The organism is Schleiferilactobacillus harbinensis DSM 16991, from assembly GCF_000425885.1.
Taxonomy (GTDB): domain Bacteria; phylum Bacillota; class Bacilli; order Lactobacillales; family Lactobacillaceae; genus Schleiferilactobacillus; species Schleiferilactobacillus harbinensis.
On record NZ_AUEH01000006.1, the window covers coordinates 23,769 to 47,651 of the forward strand.

General features: G+C 53.9%; 20 protein-coding genes and 3 pseudogenes. 22 read left to right on the forward strand and 1 reads right to left on the reverse strand.

The window, feature by feature from the left end:
- Nucleotides 1–136 precede the first annotated feature (136 nt).
- Nucleotides 137–790: a lysophospholipid acyltransferase family protein gene (locus H627_RS0102785; RefSeq protein ID WP_027827700.1), complete on the reverse strand. Its 654-nt coding sequence runs from the start codon at nt 788–790 to the stop codon at nt 137–139.
- 104 nt (nt 791–894) lie between these two features.
- Here H627_RS0102785 and H627_RS0102790 point away from each other — a divergent pair, with 104 nt between their 5' ends.
- The 22 genes and pseudogenes from H627_RS0102790 to H627_RS19570 all read left to right on the forward strand — a co-directional run bounded on the left by H627_RS0102790 (nt 895) and on the right by H627_RS19570 (nt 23,880).
- On the forward strand, nt 895–1,638 hold the full coding sequence (locus H627_RS0102790) for a tRNA1(Val) (adenine(37)-N6)-methyltransferase (RefSeq protein WP_027827701.1): 744 nt from the start codon (nt 895–897) through the stop codon (nt 1,636–1,638).
- A complete protein-coding gene (locus H627_RS0102795) occupies nt 1,619–1,894 on the forward strand; it encodes a GIY-YIG nuclease family protein (RefSeq protein WP_027827702.1) in 276 nt (91 codons plus the stop codon). The genes H627_RS0102790 and H627_RS0102795 overlap by 20 nt, the downstream gene beginning before the upstream one ends.
- A 145-nt stretch (nt 1,895–2,039) precedes the next feature.
- Entirely contained in the window at nt 2,040–2,876 is an 837-nt protein-coding gene (rpsB, locus tag H627_RS0102800; RefSeq protein ID WP_027827703.1) for a 30S ribosomal protein S2, read from the forward strand.
- 96 nt (nt 2,877–2,972) lie between these two features.
- Nucleotides 2,973–3,848, forward strand: coding sequence for a translation elongation factor Ts (tsf, locus tag H627_RS0102805; protein ID WP_027827704.1), 876 nt, complete (start codon nt 2,973–2,975; stop codon nt 3,846–3,848).
- 129 nt (nt 3,849–3,977) lie between these two features.
- Entirely contained in the window at nt 3,978–4,727 is a 750-nt protein-coding gene (pyrH, locus tag H627_RS0102810; RefSeq protein WP_027827705.1) for a UMP kinase, read from the forward strand.
- 2 nt (nt 4,728–4,729) lie between these two features.
- The gene (gene frr / locus H627_RS0102815; protein ID WP_027827706.1) at nt 4,730–5,290 is read left to right on the forward strand and encodes a ribosome recycling factor; all 561 of its coding nucleotides are present in this window, start codon (nt 4,730–4,732) and stop codon (nt 5,288–5,290) included.
- Between the two features lie 67 nt (nt 5,291–5,357).
- Nucleotides 5,358–6,092: an undecaprenyl pyrophosphate synthase gene (gene uppS, locus H627_RS0102820; RefSeq protein ID WP_027827707.1), complete on the forward strand. Its 735-nt coding sequence runs from the start codon at nt 5,358–5,360 to the stop codon at nt 6,090–6,092.
- 16 nt (nt 6,093–6,108) lie between these two features.
- Nucleotides 6,109–6,924, forward strand: a complete 816-nt coding sequence (locus H627_RS0102825; protein WP_027827708.1) for a phosphatidate cytidylyltransferase — start codon at nt 6,109–6,111, stop codon at nt 6,922–6,924.
- 13 nt (nt 6,925–6,937) lie between these two features.
- Complete coding sequence (rseP, locus tag H627_RS0102830) at nt 6,938–8,215, forward strand: RIP metalloprotease RseP (protein ID WP_027827709.1); 1,278 nt, start codon at nt 6,938–6,940, stop codon at nt 8,213–8,215.
- Nucleotides 8,216–8,252: 37 nt separating this feature from the next.
- On the forward strand, nt 8,253–9,977 hold the full coding sequence (locus H627_RS0102835) for a proline--tRNA ligase (RefSeq protein WP_027827710.1): 1,725 nt from the start codon (nt 8,253–8,255) through the stop codon (nt 9,975–9,977).
- 42 nt (nt 9,978–10,019) lie between these two features.
- A complete protein-coding gene (locus tag H627_RS0102840) occupies nt 10,020–14,345 on the forward strand; it encodes a PolC-type DNA polymerase III (protein ID WP_027827711.1) in 4,326 nt (1,441 codons plus the stop codon).
- 138 nt (nt 14,346–14,483) lie between these two features.
- Nucleotides 14,484–14,993 (forward strand): ribosome maturation factor RimP, encoded by a 510-nt coding sequence (gene rimP, locus H627_RS0102845; RefSeq protein WP_051225119.1) that lies wholly within the window; start codon nt 14,484–14,486, stop codon nt 14,991–14,993.
- Between the two features lie 18 nt (nt 14,994–15,011).
- A pseudogene (gene nusA / locus H627_RS16715) lies at nt 15,012–16,061 on the forward strand (transcription termination factor NusA); the annotation flags it as partial.
- Between the two features lie 50 nt (nt 16,062–16,111).
- A complete protein-coding gene (gene rnpM / locus H627_RS0102855) occupies nt 16,112–16,432 on the forward strand; it encodes an RNase P modulator RnpM (RefSeq protein ID WP_027827713.1) in 321 nt (106 codons plus the stop codon).
- 5 nt (nt 16,433–16,437) lie between these two features.
- Nucleotides 16,438–16,734, forward strand: coding sequence for a YlxQ-related RNA-binding protein (locus H627_RS0102860; protein ID WP_027827714.1), 297 nt, complete (start codon nt 16,438–16,440; stop codon nt 16,732–16,734).
- A gap of 23 nt (nt 16,735–16,757) precedes the next feature.
- A pseudogene (locus tag H627_RS21000) lies at nt 16,758–16,868 on the forward strand (translation initiation factor IF-2 N-terminal domain-containing protein); the annotation flags it as partial.
- A gap of 816 nt (nt 16,869–17,684) precedes the next feature.
- Nucleotides 17,685–19,586 (forward strand): annotated as a pseudogene (gene infB / locus H627_RS0102865) (translation initiation factor IF-2); the annotation flags it as partial.
- A gap of 16 nt (nt 19,587–19,602) precedes the next feature.
- Entirely contained in the window at nt 19,603–19,962 is a 360-nt protein-coding gene (gene rbfA / locus H627_RS0102870) for a 30S ribosome-binding factor RbfA (protein WP_027827716.1), read from the forward strand.
- A gap of 164 nt (nt 19,963–20,126) precedes the next feature.
- Entirely contained in the window at nt 20,127–21,032 is a 906-nt protein-coding gene (locus H627_RS19025; RefSeq protein ID WP_027827717.1) for an ABC transporter ATP-binding protein, read from the forward strand.
- Nucleotides 21,033–21,043: 11 nt separating this feature from the next.
- Nucleotides 21,044–21,640, forward strand: a complete 597-nt coding sequence (locus H627_RS19030) for an ATP-binding cassette domain-containing protein (RefSeq protein WP_152319494.1) — start codon at nt 21,044–21,046, stop codon at nt 21,638–21,640.
- A gap of 12 nt (nt 21,641–21,652) precedes the next feature.
- On the forward strand, nt 21,653–21,844 hold the full coding sequence (locus H627_RS19035; protein WP_027827719.1) for a P-loop NTPase family protein: 192 nt from the start codon (nt 21,653–21,655) through the stop codon (nt 21,842–21,844).
- A gap of 212 nt (nt 21,845–22,056) precedes the next feature.
- On the forward strand, nt 22,057–23,880 hold the full coding sequence (locus H627_RS19570) for an ABC transporter ATP-binding protein (protein ID WP_258456770.1): 1,824 nt from the start codon (nt 22,057–22,059) through the stop codon (nt 23,878–23,880).
- The last annotated feature ends 3 nt before the right edge of the window (nt 23,881–23,883 follow it).

Sequence of the window (23,883 nt, forward strand, 5' to 3'; positions counted from 1 at the left end):
CGCCAGCCCATTTTGCCGCAGCTTGCGGAGCACTTGGCACGGCAGCTGGGCCGGAAATTATTGTCCAGAACCTGGCAAGCAAAGAAAAAGCCGAAGTCCCAATGACGGGACTTCGGCTTTTTCTATCAAATAAATCCTATAGTTTCCCTTCCTCGTGCTCCAACTCCGCCTTCTTCTTATCTGGCACATACACAAAGTCCGGGTTGATCCGTTGATCAATTGCATGCCACGCCGCCCGCATCTCAGCGTCGATTCCCGCAATCGCCGCATCATCCAGCCGTCCCTTCCGGGAAACCGTGATCGGATCACCAAACCCAATAATCATCTTCTGCCGCTTCAACAAATTCATGAACGTCAACGGCCCCTGATACACCACCGGCACCAGCTGCACCCCGGCCAATCGGGCAATCAGCGCCGCGCCGCCCTTGATGTCGTTGGAATACCGCGTCCCCGTAGGAAAGATGATTACGGACAAATTATTCTTCCGCAAATTATTGATCGGCGTCTTTACCGCGCTGGGCCCTGGGTGGGCGCGGTCCACCGGAAAGGCATGCGCGTTGCGCAAGATCCAGCGAATGATCGGATTGTGAAACAACTCCGCCTTCGCCATGAAAGAGAATTCCATGGGACTGCCCGCCACTGCGAATAACACTGGTTCCCACCAGGTGCGATGGGGGGCAACGAGAATATAGGGTGTTTTCGGTACCTTTTCCTTATCCAAAACCACCATGTGACCATTTAATACGAAAATGACAAACCGGATAATGACCCGGAAGATGCGGTAGAGCATTGCGTATCCCGCTTTCTTATCGTGAATTCGTGCTAAAATAGCACGGTTGATTGTTAAAGAACCAATTCAACCCCAAATTATAGCAGAAAGGCGGTGGCCACGGTATGACTGATCGCTTATTACCCGGAGAACGGATCGATCAGCTGAATAGCGGCGGTATCGAAATTATTCAGAATCAGTCAGTCTTTGCGTTCTCCTTGGACGCCGTGCTGCTGGCGGCTTTTGCCCAGGTGCCGCCCACTGGTCGGATCGTCGATTTAGGCGCGGGCAACGGCGCCGTCGGGTTATTTGTGGCGCGGCGGACCCAGGCCCGGATCGATTTGGTCGAAATCCAGCCCCTGCTGGCGGATATGGCCCGCCGCTCCGCGGCACTCAATGGCTTGGCCGACCAAATCACGGTGCATACCATGCCCATGCAGCAGGCCCCGGGGGTGATTGCCAAGGACAGTGTCGACGCTGTCTTAACGAACCCGCCGTATTTTAAGAATGTTCCCACCAGCAAGCGCAACCCGAACCCGCATCTGGCAATGGCGCGTCATGAAGTGGCGGTTTCTTTGGCTGAAGTGGCTGCGGTAAGTGCGGCGTTGTTGAAATTCGGCGGCAAACTTTTCATGGTCCATCGGCCGGAGCGGCTGGACGAGATCCTGCCGGCGTTAACGGCGCACGGCTTGGCGCCTAAACGGGTACGGTTCATTTTTCCGAAACCGAATAAGGAAGCGAATATGGTCCTGATCGAAGCAATTCGCGGCGGGAAGCCTAACGGTGTGCGCATTGTCCCGTCATTGATCGTCCACGACACAGCGGGGAATTATACCCCGGAGGTGGCCAATGCCCTCCGGAACGACTGAGTTGTACTGGTTCTACGTCTTGTTGTGCGCTGATGGGTCGCTTTACGGCGGCTTTACGACTGACCCGGTGCGCCGGGAAGCGGAACATAATGCCGGTACGGGGGCCAAATACACCCGCACCCGCCGGCCGGTCCATCGAATCTACCAAACTTCATTCAGCAGCAAACACGATGCCTTGAGTGCGGAGGCCAAGTTCAAGCGTTTGACCCGCCGGCAAAAGGAGCACTTTTTGACCATTCGCGGCGTGGTTTGGTGAGCGGCTTGCACCCAGCGGTCGGGTTCTGTATAATGGTCTAGTATTTCAAAAGTACACATGCATATTGACCGGTTGCGGCAGTGCACAGTTGTGTCCGCACCGGAGTGACGTATGCAGAGGAAAAAACTATTGGAGGTATTTTTACATGGCAGTATTATCAATGAAGCAATTGCTTGAAGCCGGCGTGCACTTTGGTCACCAAACCCGCCGCTGGAACCCGAAGATGAAGAAGTATATCTTCACTGAACGGAATGGTATCTATATTATTGACCTGCAAAAGACGGTCAAGATGGTCGACACGGCGTACAACTTCGTCAAGGACGAAGCAAGCAAGGGTGCGGTCTTCCTGTTTGTCGGTACTAAGAAGCAGGCCCAAGATTCCATTGAAGAAGAAGCGACCCGTGCTGGTCAATACTACGTTAACCACCGTTGGTTGGGTGGTACTTTGACAAACTGGGAGACTATCCAGACTCGGATCAAGCGTCTGAAGGACTTGAAGAAGATGGCCGAAGACGGCACTTTCGACGTCCTCCCGAAGAAGGAAGTTTCCTTGCTGAACAAGGAACAACAGAAGTTGGAACGGTTCTTGGGCGGTATCGAAGATATGCCTCATTTACCGGACGTGATGTTCATCGTTGATCCTCGTAAGGAAGACATCGCTGTTCACGAAGCCAACAAACTGCACATTCCCATCGTGGCCATGGTCGACACGAACACGGATCCGGATCCTATTGATGTGATTATCCCGTCAAACGATGACGCGATTCGTGCGGTTCGTCTGCTCACTTCCAAGATGGCTGACGCCATTGTTGAAGGCCGTCAAGGCGAAGACAATGCTGACGCTGACCAACAACAACCGGTTCAACCCGCTGCTGCTGAGGGTGACCAACCGGCTAAGGATTCCATGGAAGATATCGTGGAAGCTGTTGAAGGCGACAATAGCGACGCTGCCGACAGTGCCAGTGATTCCGCTAATAACTAATATGTAACCCCTGAAGTGGCCTGGCCCAGCAGCAATCCTGCGGAGCGGCCACTTTTTTCAGCTTTTTAGAAATTTATTTATAGGAGGACTACATTCATGGCAGTTTCGATTCAACAAATCAAAGAGTTACGGGAAAAGACCGGCGTCGGCATGATGGACGCTAAGAAGGCTTTGGTTGCTACTGATGGCGACATGGACAAAGCCGTTGATGTATTGCGCGAAAAGGGCATTGCTAAGGCCGAAAAGAAGAGCGACCGCGTCGCTGCTGAAGGCTTGGCGCATATTTCGGTTGCCGGCAATACGGCAGCAGTCATTGAAGTCAATTCGGAAACCGACTTTGTTTCCGCCAATGACAAATTCCAGAATCTGGTTAAGGGGATTGCTGACGCAATTGTCGCTGGCAAACCGGCCGATATGGATGCTGCCTTGGCCTTGAAGATGGGCGACGACACGATCAAGGCGGCCATTACGGAATTGACCGCCGTTATCGGCGAAAAGATTTCCCTGCGCCGCTTCCAAGTCGTCGAAAAGACGGACAGCCAAAACTTCGGTGCTTACCTGCACAATGGCGGCCAAATCGCCGCATTGACCGTGCTGGAAGGCGCTGACGAAGAGACAGCGCGGGACGTGGCCATGCACGTGGCGGCCATCAATCCGAAGTACTTGGATCAAAATGCCGTTCCGGCTGATGTCTTGGCACACGAAAAGGCTGTCTTGACTGAGGAAACAAAGAACGAGGGCAAGCCCGAAAAGATTATCCCGAAGATCGTTGAGGGGCGGATGCGCAAATATCTGTCCGAAATTGCTTTGGCTGATCAAGAATTCGTTAAGGATCCGGATCAGACCGTGGCTAAGTATGTCGCCAGCAAGGGCGGCAAGCTGGTTTCCTTTGTCCGTTATGAAGTCGGCGAAGGGATCGAGAAGAAGGAAGAAAACTTCGTTGACGAAGTGATGTCCCAAATCAAGGGCTAAACTCCTTGCTGAAGAGGCCGCAGACCTACGGGTGTGCGGCTTTTTCTATGCCCGAAAGACTGGCGGCTATTCGCCCAAACGCGTCAAGTATGGTAAACTATTGAACAGCAAACTAACGGAGGAATGGTAATGAGTGGGATCAAATATAAGCGCATCGTTTTAAAAGTCAGTGGTGAAGCTCTCGCCGGTAAAGAGGGTTTCGGCATCACGCCGCCAGTCATTGACCGAATTGCTAAACAGATCAAAGCAGTCCACGAATTAGGCGTCCAAGTGGCAGTCGTCTGCGGCGGCGGCAATATTTGGCGGGGCGAAACCGGTGCTGAATTAGGTATGGAACGGGCCCAAGCAGATTACATGGGCATGCTGGCCACGGTCATGAATGCCTTGGCCCTGCAAGACAGTCTGGAACACATGGATGTGCCGACGCGGGTGCAAACGTCTATCGAAATGCGCCAGATCGCTGAACCCTATATTCGTCGTCGGGCCATGCGCCATCTGGAAAAGGGCCGCGTGGTGATTTTCGCCGGCGGCACGGGGAACCCGTACTTCTCCACGGATACCACTGCGGCCTTGCGCGCCGCCGAAATCGGCGCCGATGTGATCTTAATGGCCAAAAACAACGTGGACGGCGTTTACTCCGCCGATCCGAATAAAGATCCCAATGCGGTCAAATATGATGAATTGACCCAACTCGATATCATCGCTAAGGGCTTGAAGGTGATGGATGCCACCGCCAGCTCGTTATCGATGGACAATGATATTCCTCTCGTCGTCTTCAACATGAATAAGCCGGACAACATCGTCCGGGTGATTGAGGGCGAAAACATCGGAACGACGATTAAAGCCGAAGCCGATGAAGAAAAGAAAGGAGCACATTAATCATGGCAGAAGAAGCATTATTAAAGCAGGCAAAAGAGGACATGAAAAAAGCCCAAGACGCGCTGCGTCGAGACTTGGCGGATATCCGGGCCGGTCGGGCCAACGCCGGGCTGCTCAACCGGATCAACGTCAACTATTACGGGGCACCGACGCCGTTGAACCAAATGGCGGCCATCAATATTCCGGAACCCCGGGTACTGATGATCACGCCGTACGACAAGTCCTCACTGAACGATATTGAGAAGGCCATTTTAGCCTCTGATTTGGGTTTGAACCCGGCCAATGACGGCAACGTCATTCGCTTGGTCATTCCCCAATTGACCGGTGAACGCCGTCAGGAGCTGGCTAAGGAAGTCGGCAAGGATGCCGAGAACGCCAAGATCGCCGTCCGCAATGTCCGTCGTGACGCGATGGAAGAATTGAAGAAAGCGGCGAAGAAGGGCGACATCAGTGAAGATGCCCAACATGATTTGGAAAACCAAGTCCAGAAGCTGACCGATGATGCCGTCAAGGGTATCGATAGCATCGCCAAGGATAAGGAAGACGAGATCACCGAAGTCTAACAACCGTTAGGCCCGTCCACCCAAGTATTTGGTGACGGGTTCTTTTCTTCGTGTAAAGGAGTCAGGTATGGCAAGCACCGAAACAGCACCGCTGCCCGAGCATGTTGCTATCATTATGGACGGCAATGGCCGGTGGGCCAAGGCCCGCCATCTGCCCCGGGTTGCTGGGCACAAAGAAGGCATGGATAACGTCAAGCGGATCGCCATCGCAGCCAGTCACATGGGCATTAAGGTCCTCACGGTTTACGCCTTCTCCACTGAGAATTGGCGCCGGCCCACTGAGGAAGTGAATTACCTCATGGGCTTGCCAGTCAAGTTCTTCAATCACTACATGCCCGACCTGATGGCAGAAAATGTCCGGGTCGAAGTAATGGGTTATTTGGATGAACTGCCGGCGGCCACCCGCCAAGTGACTTTGGATGCCATGGCCCAGACGCAAAACAACACCGGCATGATTTTGAATTTCGCGTTCAACTACGGTTCGCGCCGGGAGATCACCACCGCGGTGCAGCAGTTGGCGGCGCAGGCGGCAGCCGGTGCAGTCAAGCCGGCGGACATCACAGAAGCAATGGTCAGTGACCATCTCTTCACCGCCCAATTAGGCGCCCTGGCTGATCCGGATCTCTTGATTCGGACTAGCGGGGAGGAGCGGCTGTCGAACTTTTTGCTTTGGCAGGTGGCCTATTCAGAATTTGTCTTCACCGATGTTCATTGGCCGGACTTTACCAGCAATGATTTAGCCGCGGCGGTGGCCACGTACCAGCACCGGCAGCGGCGTTATGGCGGCTTGAAGACCAAGTAAGTAGGAGGAAATTGGGATGCGGCAACGGGTAATCACAGCAATATGGGCATTGGCAATATTTTTGCCCACGATTTATTTTGGCAGTTGGGCCATTGAGGTCCTGGCGATTCTTTTGGGCCTGATCGGCCTGTCGGAGTTCTTCTTGATGCGCAAACGCATCGTGGTTTCGCCGGACTTCATCATCGCCGGTTTCGGGATCGTGGTCATGATCTTGCCCGCCGGCTTCTATGGCTGGCTCAAGGGCTGGCTGCCCAACAACGTGTCCCACTGGTTCAATATCACGGAGTTTCTGATGATGCTGTTCATGTTAATGCTGGTGATCACTGTCACCAGCAAGAATCGCATCAACATTGAAGATATTGCCATTTCCACCCTGGCCATGGCTTATCTGGGCGGCGGTTTCGGCGCCCTCGTCATGGTCCGGAACCAGGGCAGCTTTATGAAGCTCTTGTTCGTCCTGCTGATCGTCTGGGTCACCGATTCCGGCGCCTATCTGATCGGCCGCAAGCTGGGCAAACATAAGCTGACGCCGATTTCGCCGAACAAGACTTGGGAAGGCTCCATCGGCGGCACGGTCAGCGCCGTGATCGTCGGCACACTTTACTGCTTGGCGGTGCCTGAAGTTCAGGTTTACGCTCTGTGGCGGATGATTCTGATCATTTTGATTCTGTCCATCGTTGGCCAATTTGGCGACTTGGTGGAATCGGCGTACAAACGCTATTTCGGTGTCAAGGACTCGGGCAAGATTCTACCCGGTCATGGCGGAATTCTTGACCGCTTCGATTCGTTGCTGTTCGTTTTGCCGTTAGTCCAAATTTTCGGCTTAATTTAAAGGAGTTAACCAAATGAAGGGTATTATCGCATTCATCCTGGTCTTTGGGATCATCGTGCTGGTCCATGAATTTGGCCATTACTTCTTCGCCAAGCGGGCGGGGATCCTGGTCCGGGAATTCTCCATCGGTATGGGGCCCAAGCTCTTCTGGCATCGGTCCCACGGCACGACGTATACGATTCGAATCTTACCCTTAGGCGGGTACGTCCGCATGGCCGGCGCGGCCGATGATGAGGACGAAATTGAACCAGGCACGATGGCCACCCTGGTGCTGAACGATGCCGGCGTGGTCACCTCGATCAATACCAGTGACAAGGTGACTAATGTCAACGGTGTGCCGCTGCAAGTGTCCAAGAGTGATTTGGAAAAAGAACTCTGGGTTGAAGGTTACGAAAACGGTGATGAATCGGTGGTCAAACGCTACCCGGTGGATCACGACGCGACGATCATCGAGCACGACGGTACTGAAGTACAGATCGCCCCGCTGGACGTGCAGTTCCAGTCGGCCAGCCTAGGCCGGCGGATGCTGACAAACTTTGGCGGACCGTTGAATAATTTCTTGCTGGGAATCATCACGTTTATTATCATCGCTTTCGTCAACGGCGGGGCACCGAATAATAGTCAGACGATGATTGCCCAGATTGAGCCTGACATGCCCGCCGCTCAGGCCGGCTTCAAGGCCAAGGACGTGGTCCAAACGGTGGATGGCCAGCGGGTAGGGGATATTACGGATTTTTCTAAACACCTGCAAAACAAGGCTGGCAAAACGGTGAAGATCCAGGTGCTGCGCAACGGCCAAACGAAAACACTGACGGTTAAACCGGTCGCGCGTACCGTGGATAAGAAACAAGTGACTCAGATCGGGGTGGCGGTCACCGGCAGTTTAGATACCTCGTTCACGGCCAAACTAAAATACGGCTTCACGGAGACGTGGTATATCATTACCCACATTCTCCAGATCCTGGGTTCATTCTTCACCGGCGGCTTCAGCCTGAACAAGCTGGGCGGCCCGGTGGCGATCTACCAAGCGTCCAGTCAGGCGGCCAGCTTCGGCTGGCTCTCCGTGGTGACGATGATGGCCAGTCTGTCGGTGAACCTGGGCTTGATGAACCTGCTGCCGATTCCGGCGCTGGACGGCGGCAAGCTGCTGCTGAATGTCGTCGAGGCCGTGCGCGGCAAACCGATTTCTGAAGAAAAAGAAGGCGTGATCACCTTGATCGGTTTCGGGCTGCTGCTCCTGTTGATGATTGCAGTCACCTGGAACGATTTCCAACGGTTATTCACGCACTGAGTCCGGGACGGATTCAGAGGAAAGGAAGAATCTTGTTGTGCGTCAATCCAAAATGTTAATTCCGACCATGAAAGAAACCCCGTCTGATGCAGAGGCCATCAGTCATCAGCTGATGCTGCGCGGCGGTATGATCAAGCAGGAAGCTGCTGGGGTGTACGTCTATTTACCCTTGGCTTGGCGGGTCTTGCAAAAAATCCAGCACATTATTCGCGAAGAAATGACGACGATTGATGGGGTGGAAATGCTGCTGCCCACGCTGATCCCCGCTGAATTGTGGAAAGAATCCGGCCGCTACAGTACCTATGGGCCAAACCTTTACCAGCTGAAAGATCGCCATGATCGCACGCTGCTCCTGGGCCCGACCCATGAGGAAACGATGACGGATATTATCCGCAGCAGCGTGAAATCGTACAAGAAACTGCCGCTGCTGTTATACCAAATTCAGACGAAGTATCGGGATGAGGATCGGCCGCGCAACGGTCTGCTCCGGGGCCGGGAGTTCATTATGCAGGACGCGTATTCTTTCACCGTGGATAACGATGACTTGGACACGATTTTCAACCATGTGGAAAGTGCCTATGTTAATGTCTTCAACCGGGTCGGTTTGAACTACCGGGTGATCATCGGTGATGCCGGCGCTATGGGCGGCCGGGATTCCAAGGAATTTTCCGCCATTGCCCCGATCGGTGAAGATACCATCGCTTATTCTGACGGCAGCGACTACGCCGCGAATTTGGAAATGGCCACTAGTCAATTGCCGGCCGTACAGAATCACGAAGATCCCCAGGCGTTGCAAAAAATCGCGACGCCCGGTGCGCAGTCGGTGGAGGAAGTTGCCGACTTCCTGCATGTGGATACGGACCAGATCATGAAGTCCATTCTGTTCATCGCCGACGAGAAGCCGGTACTGGCCTTGATCCAAGGAACCCATGAGATCAACGATGTCAAGCTGAAGAACTTCCTGGATGCCGCTGAGCTGCGGCTCGCCTCGGATGATGAAGTGCAACAGTATCTCCATGCTCCGGAAGGTTCTTTAGGACCCGTTGGGATCGACCAGGATATTCGTATTGTCGCCGATTTGACCATTAAGAACATGGTCAACGCTTTTGTGGGCGCGGATGAAGAAGGCTACCATTTTGCCAACGCCAACGTGGATCGGGATTACAAGCCGGACGACTACGCGGACATTCGCGTCGCCCAGGCTGGTGAAACATCACCCGACGGTGAGGGCAAGTTGAAGTTCACTAAGGGCATCGAGATTGGCCATATTTTCAAGCTCGGCACCCGTTACTCTAAGATCATGAATGCCACGGTTTTGGATGAAAACGGCCGCTCAGTACCCGTTGTGATGGGCAGTTACGGCATCGGCGTATCCCGGCTGCTGTCGGCCATTGTCGAGCAGCACAACGATGAACACGGCATCATTTGGCCTAAGGCGATCGCGCCATTTGACATTCACGTCGTACCCGTTAATATGAAGAACGACGACCAACGGCAATTAGCCGACGAGATCGACGCCGCTTTAACGAAGGACGGCTATGAAGTCTTGCTGGACGACCGTAATGAGCGGGCCGGCATCAAGTTCGCCGATGCTGATTTGATCGGTATTCCGATCCGGATCACGGTGGGCAAGAAGGCTGCCGACGGTATCGTCGAGGTCCATTTACGGGCCACCGGCGACAATATTGAAGTGAAGAAAGAAGAACTGAGCAACGTCCTGCCGATCTTGCGGGCGAAGTTGGACGGTCAGTCTGCTGAATAAGTTGTTTTTGGTTTACCGAATTTAAGAAAGGGTTGAGTCCATTTGGCATTGTCACCTGAAGAAATGTTGACCCAACTCCTCGACCAGATCCACTTTGCGGTCTCCGCCGATGGCGGGGACCGTTTTGCTGGCGGCGCCGTGGAGAAGGTCATTGTGCATGAACAGACCAAACAGTGGGAATTCGTGCTGCGTTTGCCCCAAATCCTGCCATTCTCTGTGTATAGTGTCTTCCTCGCTGATCTGACCAAAGCGTTTGCGGATATCGCGTCCGTGGCGGTTCGGCTGCACGTGGCCCAACCCGAATTTGACGACCATTTGCTGGCTGATTATTGGCCATACGTGGTGAAAACCTGTGCCGCCTCGTCCCCTGCCCTGGCCCAAGTGAATGCCCCGCAAATGCAGGGCGACCGGGTGGCGATCAGTGTCGACAACGAAGTAGTTAAAAATTATGTCGTGGAAAACGCACTGAGCTGTGTTGAAGAAGCCTATGCCCGGTTGGGCTTCCCGGATTTCCATATCCACGTCTACGTTGATGAGTCTGCGACCCAAGAAAAAATCGACGCCATGCGCCAGCAGCAGGAACAGCAAAACCAAGAGCTGGCGACGCAAGCTCTGCTGAAGGCCCAGGAAAAGGCCGCAGCCGGGCCGGCTGGTAACGGCAGTGGGGCCCCCAGCGGCGATGGTGTCCACATCGGTAAGCCGATTCCCGCTGATGCGCCGATTCGCCAGATGGCGGATATCACCGAACCAGACCGGTCCCTGGTGGTTCAGGGAAACATTTTCTCCAGTGAAGTTCGGGATCTGCGCAGCGGCAAACAAATGCTGCTGTTTGAAATCACTGATTACACCTCTTCCTTCAAGGTCAAGGCCTTCTCCCGGGAAACCGGCACCGATCCGAATTTTGCGCAAGTGGCTGTCGGCCAATGGGTGAAAGTCCGCGGACCGGTGGAAGAGGATAAATATTCCCAAGAATTGACCATCAGTGCCTACGATGTTCAGACGGTGGCCCACGCGGCGCGGCAAGATACCGCTGCGGGGGATAAACGTATCGAACTCCATCTGCACACCACGATGTCCCAGATGGACGCTACTAATTCTCCCACCGATTACGTCAACCAAGCGGCGCAGTGGGGCATGCCGGCGATTGCCGTTACTGACCACGCCGTCGCCCAGGCATTCCCGGAAGCCCACTCGGCGGGCTTGAAGAATAAGATTAAAGTCATGTACGGGGTGGAAATCAACCTGGTAGATGATGCCACGCCAATCGCCTACAATTTGCGCGATCAACCGCTTACCGGTGACGAAGAATATGTTGTATTCGATATTGAAACCACCGGGTTGTCCGCACCCACCGACCGGATCATTGAAATTGGCGCGGTGAAGATGAAGAACAACAAGGTGTTGGCGAAATTCGATGAATTCATCAACCCCGGCTTTCCGTTAAGTGTGACGACGATCAATTTGACCACAATCACCGACGAGATGGTCCAAAGCGGCGGGTCTGAGGAAGAAATTATCAAAAAGTTCACCGACTTTGTGGGTGACGCGATTGTCGTCGGCCACAATGTCACCTTCGATATCGGCTTCATCAACGTCGCCCGCAAGCGCTTAGGCTGGCCGGCGGTACCCAATCCCATCGTCGACACGCTGATCATGTCCCGCACCCTGCATCCAGAACGGGGCCGGCACACCCTGGACAGCCTGTCGCGGGTGTATAAGATCACTTTGACCCAGCACCACCGGGCCTCTGACGATTCGGAAGCGACGGGCTATTTGTATTTTGCATTGCTGAAAGAAATGATGGCCCGCTTCAATACCGCCAATGTCAATCAGCTGAATGATCACGCGGGTGAAAAAGAAGCCTGGAAGACCGGCCGGCCCAGCCACGCTATTTTGATTGCGAAAACCCAAGCCGGCTTGAAGAATCTGTTCAAGATCGTGTCCTTCTCTTTGACGGATTATTTCCACCGGGTGGCCCGCGTCCCCCGCAGTATGCTCAACAAGTACCGGGAAGGAATCATTGTCGGCAGCGGCTGTGCAGACGGCGAAGTGTTCACCGCCATGATGCAAAAGGGGTACGAAGATGCCCGCAAATTGGCCGAGTATTACGATTATCTGGAAGTCCAGCCCCATGCAGCTTACCAGCCGCTGATCGCCACGGAATTGATCAAGGACAACGACCAGCTGGAAGACTTGCTGAAGAACATGGTGAAACTCGGCAAAGAATTGGACAAACCGGTGGTGGCCACCGGTGATGTGCATTTCATGAACCCGGAAGACGCCATCTACCGGGAGATTTTGCAGCGGTCGATGAAGATCAACGCCCACCGCAAGCTGTATTTCCCGGATCTGCATTTCCGGACCACGGATGAAATGCTGACAGACTTTGCTTTTCTGGGCGAGGAAACAGCTCATCAGGTCGTCGTTGATAACACCCATACGGTGGCCGATTGGGTCGCTGACGACATTACCCCGGTGAGGGACAAGCTGTATACGCCGCATATGCCCGGCGCGGAAGAAGATATCCGCCGACTGACCATGACCCAGGCTAAAGAATGGTACGGCGATCCGCTGCCAGATATTGTCCAGGCCCGCTTGGATAAGGAACTTAAGAGTATCATCGGCAACGGCTTCTCGGTCATCTACCTGATTGCCCAGAAACTGGTGCACAAGTCCAATAAGGACGGGTACTTGGTTGGTTCCCGGGGCAGTGTCGGCTCCTCTCTGGTCGCGACTATGACCGGGATCACCGAAGTTAATCCGCTGCCGCCCCATTACCGCTGTCCGCACTGCCACTACTCAGAATTCTTCAACAAAGGGGAAGTTGGCTCCGGGTTTGACTTGCCGGATAAGAAATGCCCCAAGTGCGGCACGGAATTGATCAAAGAGGGCCAGGATATTCCCTTCGAAACTTTCTTAGGGTTCAAAGGGGACAAGGTACCCGATATCGATCTGAACTTCTCCGGGGACTATCAGCCCATCGCCCATAACTACACCAAGGTGCTGTTCGGCGAAGACTACGTGTACCGGGCCGGGACCATCGGCACGGTGGCGGAGAAGACCGCCTACGGCTATGTCCTGCATTACCAGGAAGTCACGGAACAAAAGATCCGCGGCGCCGAGATTGATCGGTTGGCGGCGGGCTGTACCGGGGTCAAACGGACCACCGGCCAGCACCCGGCGGGGATCATCGTTGTGCCGGACGACATGGACATCTACGATTTCACCCCGATCCAGTACCCCGCAGATGATACGGATGCTGCTTGGAAGACGACCCACTTTGATTTCCACTCCATCCACGATAATATCTTGAAGCTGGATATTCTGGGCCACGATGACCCGACCATGATCCGGACTTTGCAGGATCTTTCGGGGGTCGACCCGAAGACAATTCCTTACGACGATCCAGGTGTGATGGGCCTGTTTTCCGGTACTGAACCGCTGGGCGTCACGGAGGACCAGATTCAATCAAAGACTGGTACCCTGGGGATTCCCGAATTTGGGACCCGCTTCGTTCGGGGAATGCTGGAAGAAACCCATCCGACGACTTTTGCTGAATTGCTTCAGATTTCTGGTCTGTCCCACGGGACCGATGTCTGGCTGGGCAACGCCGAGGAGTTGATCCAAAAGGGCGTCGTCAAGCTGAAGGATGTCATCGGCTGCCGGGATAACATCATGATGGACTTGATTCACTGGGGCCTGGATTCCCAGTTGGCCTTCCAGATCATGGAGCACGTCCGGAAGGGCCGGGGGATCCCCGACGAGTGGCAGGATAAGATGCGGGAGAATAAGAACATTCCTTCCTGGTACATTGATTCCTGTTTGAAGATCAAGTACATGTTCCCCAAGGCCCACGCCACTGCCTATATTGAAATGGCGCTGCGGATCGCCTGGTTCAAAGTGTACTATCCGTTGGCATACTATTGTGCCTACTTCTCCGTGCGGGCCGACGACTATGACCTGGTTGCCATGACCCACGGCAAGCAGACCATTAAAGAAGCGATGCAGACAATCAACGACAAAGGCAACGACGCGACAGCCAAGGAAAAGGGCCTGCTGACAGTGCTGGAGCTTGCCAACGAGTGCTGGGAGCGGGGCATCCGCATCCAGATGGTGGACATCAATCAGTCTGAAGCCCAAGAGTTTAAGATCGTCGATGATCACACACTGCTGGCCCCGTTCAACGCGATTCCTTCCCTCGGGGACCGGGTGGCCAAGAATATTGTCGCTGCCCGGGCAGAAAAACCGTTCCTGTCGAAGGAAGATATTTCCGTTCGCGGCGGGGTTTCCAAAACGATAATGGAATATCTGGACAAGAATGGCGTCGTCAACGACTTCCCAGACGAAAATCAGCTGTCTCTGTTCTAATGGTCGAGCCGTTGAAAAGAGCGGCAAAGTTGCTTTGGGAACGGAAATATGCTATATTCTTCATAGGATTTCCAATACTTCGAGTAGAAGTGAGCAGCGATGCTCACTTTTTTTTGGAGTTAGATGTCGAAAATGAGGATGGTGACATCCTTAGAAAGGGGTGCTGTTGTGGCCAAACAATCAATTGTGGATACCGTGACGCCGCTGGTGCGGCCAATCGTTGAAGCGGCCGGCTTGCAGCTGGTCGACGTGGAGTACGTGAAGGAAGGCAGAAGCTGGTACCTCAGGGTTTACGTGGATAAGCAGGGCGGCATTGATGTGGAAGAAATCGCTAAGGTTTCGGACCCCATCAGTACCGCGATGGATACCATCGATCCTGATCCGTTCCCAGAGAAATATATCCTGGAGGTCTCTTCGCCCGGTGCGGAGCGGCCATTGAAAACTGATGCTGATCTAGAAAAGGCTGTCGGGGAGTATATCCATATCTCCCTGTACCAACCGGTGGACGGTCAAAAGGTATTCGAAGGCACATTGCAGACGCTGACGGCGACGGAATTGACCTTGGTGATCAAGGATAAGACCCGCCGCATCCCGCGCACTTTTGCCCGGGACGCCATCGCCCACGCCCGCTTAGCTATTGAATTTTGAGGAAAGGAAACAAGTATTATGAGTGCTGAAATGCTCACTGCGTTAGATGAGTTGGAGCGTCAAAAAGGCGTTAAAAAGGAGGTCGTGATCGATGCGATCTCCGCGGCCCTGGTTTCGGCTTACAAGCGTAATTACGGTCAGGCCCAAAATGTAGAAGTGGACTTTGACAATAAAACCGGTGAATTCCACGTCTATGCCGTCAAGGAAGTCGTAGACACCGTTTTTGATTCCCGGTTGGAAGTGGCCTTAAAAGATGCCATTGCCATCAATAAGGCTTACGAAGTGGGGGACCACATCCGCTTTGAAGTGACCCCGGAACACTTTGGCCGCTTAGCCGCCCAAACCGCTAAGCAAGTCATCATGCAGCGGATCCGCGAAGCTGAACGCTCCATCGTGTATGACGAATACAGTCAATACGAAAACGAGATCATGTCCGGCGTCGTAGAACGCCGTGATAACCGCTTTGTCTACGTCGACCTGGGCCGCATCGAAGCCGTGCTGAGCAAGCAGGACCAGATGCCCAACGAAAGCTACAACGCCCACGACCGGATCAAGGTTTATGTATCGAAAGTCGAAAACAGTCCCAAGGGCCCGCAAGTGTTTGTTTCCCGGACCAATCCCGATTTTGTCAAACGGCTATTTGAACAAGAAGTCCCAGAGATTTACGATGGCACTGTAGAGGTCGCGGGTATCGCTCGGGAAGCCGGCGATCGGACCAAGATCGCGGTCAAATCCAATGATCCCCACATTGATCCCGTTGGTACCTGTGTCGGACCCAAGGGTCAGCGGGTTCAGGCAGTGGTCAATGAACTGCACGGCGAGAACATGGACATCATTCAATATGAAGATGATCCCGCTGAATACATTGCTAATGCCCTGAATCCGGCGGAAGTCATCGCGGTGCAATTTGCTGATGACGACGAGCGCAACTGCACGGTCATCGTGCCCGATGAGCAGCTTTCTCTGGCCATCGGCAAGCGCGGCCAGAATGCCCGCTTGGCCGCTCGGCTGACGGGTTACCGTATCGACATCAAACCGGAATCCGAAGTTGAGTTCGTGGACGACGACGGCGACGTTGAAGACCCGGATACGCCACAGACTAATGGTGATGAGAAATAATGGCCAAAGCAAAGAAACAAAAGAAAGTACGGAAGATCCCGATGCGTAAGGATCTGCTCAGTAATGAGATGAAACCGAAGAAGGAAATGGTGCGCATCGTCCGCGATCCGGAAGGCACCATCAGCATTGACCCCACGGGCAAAAAATCCGGCCGCGGGGCCTATGTTGCCCTTGATCCAGCAGCCATTGCCGCGGCCCAGAAAAATCGGGTCGTAGAGAAGGCACTGGCAGGTAACGTCACGGATACTTTCTACGATGAATTATACGCATACGTCGATCACCGCAAGGCACGGGTCGAATTGTTCGGTCCCGACGCATGACGCCAATGAATACCCAGAAATTAATGAATCTGATCGGTCTCGCCCAGCGCGCTTCCCGGCTCATTGTCGGTGAAACCCAAGTCTTGACGGTTGTCCGCAGCCAGCAAGCGAAGCTTGTTATTCTGGCAGCAGACGCCGGCGCAGCCACTGCGAAACGGATCACGGATAAGTGTGCCTTCTACCAGATTCCCCTCACGCAGGCTCTCACCAGCACTGAATTGACCACCGCCCTCGGGCGGCCGCGAAAAATCGTGGCGGTCATGGATGCCGGGTTTGCCCGCAGCATGGAGGCCCTTATGTAACTGAAATAGAGGAGTGTGAAGATATGGGGAAAAAGCGTGTCTACGAATTCGCCAAAGAAATTAAAGTACCCAGTAAACAAGTCGTTGAAGCGGCCGAAAAGGCCGGTTTGACCATCAATAATCACATGGCGATGATTGATGATGCCGGACAAAGCAAAGTCCGGCAGGTCTTGCAGCAGAGTACAAGTCAATCAGCCCCGCAGGCTGACAACAAAGTACAGCAAGCAAGTCAACCAAAATCACAGAGCAAGGATCAGAAGGACACCCATACAGGCAAGACAAAAATTCTCGTATCGGCTATCCGGCGACCTAAGAGCAAACCGAATGCGGCCCACGCCAGTGTCCATGGCGTGAAGACCACCACCGGTGTGCCTCGGGAAGACCGGCACACTTCTTCTACGCGGCGGGAGCAACCCCGTCGGCAGCCTGCCGTTAATGCAGCGCCCGCGAAGCCTCAAGAAACACCGCGGCCCGTCGCCAAGCAGGATCAGTCGACCGCCAATACTGCCCGTCCCACTCAGTCCACTCACAGACAGGAGCCTAAACCTACGGTAACCACTACCCAAGCAAAGCCTAATAATAATAATCAGCAGCATGCCGCTGCGACCAATCAGCGTACGGCGAGTCCCGCCCGGAACCAGAACCAAAGCACTGGCCGCAGCCAGAGCCAAGGACAAAACCGGACCCAGGGTCAGAATCGCCCTCAGGGTCAAAGCCAAAGCAATCGCAGTCAGAACCAAGGCCAGAAGCGGAATCAGGGCCAAAGCCAAGGACAAAACCGCGGTCAGCAGACCCAGTCACGGCCGAATCAAGGCCAAGGGCAAAGCCAGAATCGCAGCCAAGGCCAAGGGCAAAATCGGAAGCAAGCGCAAAACCGCAACACCAGCAGTAATCAAAGCCGCAGTCAATCCACGACCGCGACGACGGATAACAGCCGGCGGACGCGCAACCAAGGCGGCAGCAATACCGGCAATAGCCGTTTCAATGATAACCGCGGCGGTAACAGCAATCGTCGCAATCGCCGGAACAAGAAGGGGCGCCGTTACAATAACGAACCGCGCAAGGTCATGCCGGCCCGCAAGGATCGGCCGTTACCTGAGACTCTGGTGTATACCGAAGGCATGAACGCTCAAGAATTGGGCAAGGTATTGCACCGGGAACCGGCAGAAATCGTTAAGAAGCTCTTCATGCTCGGCGTGATGGTCAACCAGAACCAATCTTTGGATGACGATACCATCGAGTTGCTGGCCGCCGATTACGGCATCAACGCCCAAAAGAAGGTTGAACAAGATATTTCTAATCTGGACGCCCTCTTTGAAAAAGAACAAAAGAACACCGATCACTTAGTTGCCCGGCCGCCTGTTGTCACTATCATGGGGCACGTTGACCATGGTAAGACAACTTTGCTGGACAAATTGCGCCATACCCACGTCACCGAGGGCGAAGCCGGCGGGATCACCCAGCATATTGGGGCCTACCAAACGAAGCTTGATGGCCGGGTAATCACGTTCCTGGATACGCCAGGACACGCAGCCTTCACCGAAATGCGGGCCCGCGGCGCGGATGTCACAGATATTATCGTTCTAGTCGTGGCCGCCGATGACGGCGTCATGCCCCAGACGATTGAGGCCATCAACCACGCTAAGGCGGCACATGCGCCCATGATCGTGGCCGTGAACAAGATCGACAAGCCAGGGGCTAACCCGAACCACGTCATGGAACAACTGACCGAATACGGGTTGATTCCGGAAGACTGGGGCGGCGACACGATCTTCGTCCAAATTTCGGCCAAATACGGCAAGAACTTGGATGAATTGCTGGAAATGATTCTGCTCCAAGCCGACGTCATGGAATTGAAGGCTAATCCGGATCAGCCCGCTGTAGGGACCGTTTTGGAAGCCAAGCTGGATAAGGGCCGCGGCCCTGTTGCTTCCTTGCTGGTACAGCAGGGAACGCTGAAAGTCGGCGATCCTATCGTCGTTGGCGATACCTTCGGCCGGGTCCGGGTTATGACCAATGACCGCGGGCGCCGGATCAAGGAGGCCGAGCCGGCTGAACCGGTGGAAATCACTGGGTTGAACGACGTGCCCAACGCCGCTGATCATTTCGTTGTCTTCTCTGATGAAAAGACGGCCCGGGCTGTTGGTGAAGAACGCTCGAAGAATGCTCAAGCCGAAGAGCGGGCACACAGCACCCACGTGACTCTGGATAATCTGTTCGAAACCATGAAGGAAGAACAGATGAAGGAAGTCGACGTCATTATCAAGGCCGACGTCCAAGGTTCTGTTCAAGCTTTGGCCGATTCATTACAGAAGATTGACGTCCAAGGCGTGCGAGTGAACATTATTCACCAGGCCGTCGGAGCGATCAACGAAAGTGATGTCACCTTAGCCGCAGCGTCCAACGCGATCATCATCGGCTTCAACGTGCGCCCGACGCCGCAGGCCCGAGCCCAAGCCGATACCGACGATGTGGATATCCGGCTGCACCGGGTGATCTACCAAGCCATTGACGAAGTCGAATCCGCCATGAAGGGTAAGTTGGAACCGGAATACAAGGAAAAGGTCACTGGGAACTTACAAGTCCGGGAAATCTACAATGTGTCCAAGATTGGCACGATTGCCGGGTGCTTGGTCACTGACGGCTTGATTACCCGTGATTCCGGCGTCCGCTTGATCCGGGACGGCATCGTTATTCACGAAGGCAAGCTGGCTTCCCTGAAGCGCTTCAAGGATGACGTGAAGGAAGTCCGCCAAGGCTTCGATTGTGGTTTGACGATTGATGGGTACAACGACATCCACGTGGACGACCAGATCGAAGCCTACGTGATGGAAGAAGTACCGGTCAAATAATAGGGGGAGTTAGCCTATGAAACATCGTATTGGCCGAGTTGAATCAGAAATCCAGCGTGAAGTCACCGACATCCTGCTCAAGCGGGTCCGCGATCCGCGGGTTGAAGGAGTGACGATCACCGGTGTGGAGGTCACTCAGGATCTGCAATACTGCAAGATCTATTACAGCATTCTGTCCGATCTAGCGTCGGCGGCGGAAAAGGCCCAAGCTGGGCTGGATAAAGCCACCCCGCTGATTCGCCGGGAGTTGGGCCATCGCCTGACGACATACAAGATCCCTGAATTATCGTTCCATCAGGATCCGTCTGTCCGGTATGGTGAACACATTGATAAGCTGATTCGCCAACTGCATGTGCAGGATAATGATGAAAGCTAAGCATTAACTGAAGCGGTGTCTGACCATTCGCAGGAATGGGCGGGCACCGCTTTTTTGCATTTCAGGTACGGAATTAGGGATTTCGTGACGCACAAACGTTACGGGCGAACTTCTGGGGGTATGCTGGGGACAGTTAGAAAACGGGTGGCTTTGGAGAGGTGAGCATGATGATTAAAAAAATGACAGATAAGCACTATTCAATCTGGGAAAACCTGCGCTGGTTCAATATTCAGCGGCGGGGTATCGCCGACCATTTAAGATGGTGGCTGCCGAGTATTCTCGTGATTCAATTGGGCATCACCCTGGTGAGCGCGGCTGTCCCGGCCATGCTTGTCCGGTTGCTGGGCCAGCACACGGGGTTGCCGCTGGTCGCGCTCTTGATGATCGGGATCGGCTTAGGGCTGGGATGTTTGCAATTCAGCCAAGCCGTCTTAGATACTTTCATGCGGATGGCCAGCAGCGCGGTGCGCAACGAAATGTTTGCCACGGATGGCGGCGACTACTTGCACATTCCCTATGTGGCTGCCGCCGACGCCCAAGTGCGGGCCAAGCGAGCAGAGAGTATGAATTATGGTTATGGTGGTGATGAGTCGGGAGTGGGAGTATTCTATAACACCCTTGTTCATACCGTGCAAAATGCTCTGATGATCCTGGTTGATGCCGTAATCCTGGGGCAGGCGTCGTGGTGGATCGCAGGCGTAATTATCGCCACGACACTCCTCGCCTTCTATCCTCAACAATCTTTCCAACGGTTCCGCCGGCAGCAGCAGAAGGTCATGGAAGATCGGTGGACCCCCGGTAAATATATTCAACGTTCCAGTTTTCAAGAAGAGAATGGGAAGGATATCCGGCTGTATCACATGGCGGGGTGGTATCAGGGCAAGTACGATCAATTTGTGGCGGCCACCAACCAGACCCAAACCAAGATTGAACGCCGCCAGTTCTGGGTCAGCAGCGGGTCGGCCTTGTTAACCTTGATTCGAAATACTGTAGGCTACGGTGTCTTACTCCTGCTCATGGTCAATAAACAGGTGAGTATCAGCCAATTCACTTTTATTTCACCTTGTTGAGTACCGTCGGCATGACTGTCGAAGCCGTTCTGACTCAGTATGGCCTCCTCAAGGGGGCCAATACGGATGTCAACACCGGACGCCGCTTTCTGGATTGGGCCGAGGCAGTCATCCAAGATATGCCCCAGGGCAAAACCGTCCCGCATTTCGATGCGCGCAAGCCGCTCACGGTGGTGTTTGACCACGTCAGTTTCACTTACCCGGACGGTACCGCCCCCGTCCTCAATGATATTTCCTTCACGCTGCATGCCGGTGAGCGTATTGCCCTCGTCGGCCTGAACGGGGTCGGTAAAACAACGATCACCATGTTGATGATGGGGTTGTTAACGCCTAACAGCGGGACCATCACGATCAATGACATTAATATCCAGGATATTCCGCCGGCCACGCTGCGCAGCTATTTCGCGCCGGTTTTCCAAGAAAGCACCGTATTTGCCGGCAGCGTCGGCTATAACGTTGCAATGACGCGGGACTACGATGAACAACGGGTCCGAAATGCCTTGGCGGAAGCGGGCTTAACTGCGGATATCGACAAATTAGCACATGGTCTCCAGACAGAATTGACTAATTACATTCAGGACGATGGCGTGACGTTATCCGGCGGGTAGACCCAAAAATTAATGATTGCCCGGGCATTGTACCGGGATGCGCCGATCCTGTTACTCGATGAGCCCACTGCCGCGCTGGATGCGTTGGCGGAAAGTGCGTTATATCAAAATTATCAGAAAATGGCGGCAGGCAAGACCAGCCTGTTCATTTCGCACCGGTTGGCGTCCACCCGGTTCTCAGATCGCATTCTGTTCTTACAATAGGGGCAAATTGCCGCCAGTGGGACCCATGAAGAATTGCTGGCCCACTGCCCGGCATACACAGCGTTATACCGCACCCAGAGTCAATGTTATACTGAGAAACAAACTGGTCAGGAGGCGGTCCAAGATGCCTAAGAAAAAGCAAGCGCCAGAGGCTAATCATCATTCTTACCGTGAATATCTTCATTATGCCAACCTGCTGCGGCCGCATTCCGTTGCGGTCCAAGCCGCGTTGGCCGTGGTCACCCTGCTCCAAGGATACGCCGCCGTCCTTCTTAGGGGTACTGGTCACGCAACTGACCGTGCCCAACGTGACGATGGCGCAACTATGGCCGATGACGGCGGCCTTCCTGGGCACCATCTTCGTCCTTGCAATCATCGGCTATCGGTTGACGATGCATGCCAACGTGAATGCCTGGGGCTCTTGGTTCGGCATGCAAGCCATGACCAACAAGAAGATGCTGACAGTGACCTATCCCACGTTCATTGATCCAAAATTTCGGGATGAGTATGCGGCAGCTAACACCAGCATTATGTTTTCTGGCGGTTTCGGCCGGTTTGTCACCCAAGTCGTCAATAGCGTGTGCGGTCTGATTGCGGCGGTTGTTCTTTCTGGTGCGTCACTCGTTGCGTTGTTTACCGCCCGCAGCCAAGAAACAACCGCCTTGGCCCGATTTTCTAATTCACCGTGGCTGTTGGTGCTCATGCTAGTAATTATTGCGATTCCAGTGGTCATGGCCTTTCCTTTGGCTAAATTGAGCGGCAAATACATGCGGAAGTTCTATAACTTCAACGTGCAGTTTAACCGGATGGGAGCGTACTACATCCAAACCGTGTTTGACGATTATGTCATTGGCAAAGTGATTCGAATTTTTGACCCCCTCGATCACTTGCTGCACCATTTTGCCAAAGAAAATCGAACTCAAATCAGCGAAGACAACAAAATGCTGACCCAGGCCACTGCCGCCCGCAGTCTCAATAATATTGTACTGAGCGTTATTATCGGAATGCTTTACGTGGTCGTCGGCATCAAAGGCTTGGCTGGGGCAATATCGATTGGGGCCGTGATTGCCTATGTGGGTTATCTGCAACAGGTGATCGGTGCACTCACCACAATGATGGATACGATTGGCACGAGTGCATCTATCTTGAAGGGCTTGGATCAATTCATTGATTTCATTGAATATCCAGATGCGCCCGCCAAGGGGAGGCTGCCGATCGAGAAACGGTTGGATAATAACTATGAGATCAAAGTAGACGATGTGAGCTATCGCTATCCGGGCACTCAGGAGTGGGCATTGCGCCACGTGACCCTGCAATTCAAAGTCGGCCAACGGTTAGCGCTGGTTGGCCCAAACGGTAGTGGCAAGACGACGCTCATTAAGCTCCTGACCCGCTTGGCAGAACCAACAGAAGGCCGAATTCTGTTGAACGGCATCGATATCCAGAAATACGATATTCACGAATATCAGCAGATTTTCGCCGTGGTGTTCCAGGATTACCGGTTGTTTGCCTTCTCAGTCGCTGATAATGTCGCGGTGAATACCCATAAGGATCCTGAGCGCATTCAGCGGGCATTGACCTTGGCCGGAGTGTGGGACAAAGTAGACAGAATGCCGAAAAAGACAGAAACCAGCCTCACCAAGAATATTGATCCCGCGGGGGTGGACATCTCCGGTGGGGAAGCACAGAAAATTGCCATTGCCCGGGCCTGGTACAAAGACGCGCCATTCATCATTCTCGACGAACCGACTGCCGCTCTGGACCCGGTCTCGGAATATGAAATTTACCAGAAGTTTGATGACCTGATGGAGAAGAAAACGGCAATCTACGTTTCCCACCGCATGAGTTCGACCCGTTTCAGTCAGCGCATTGTCGTTTTGGACCACGGCCAGATTGTGGAGGACGGGACCCACGCGGCGTTGATGCAGGCGCAAGGGTTGTATTACCGGCTCTTTGAAGCTCAGGCGCAATACTACACGGCCGACAAAATTAAAGCCGAACGCAAAAACGCCGATGCCGCGTACGCCATCGACTAGCCA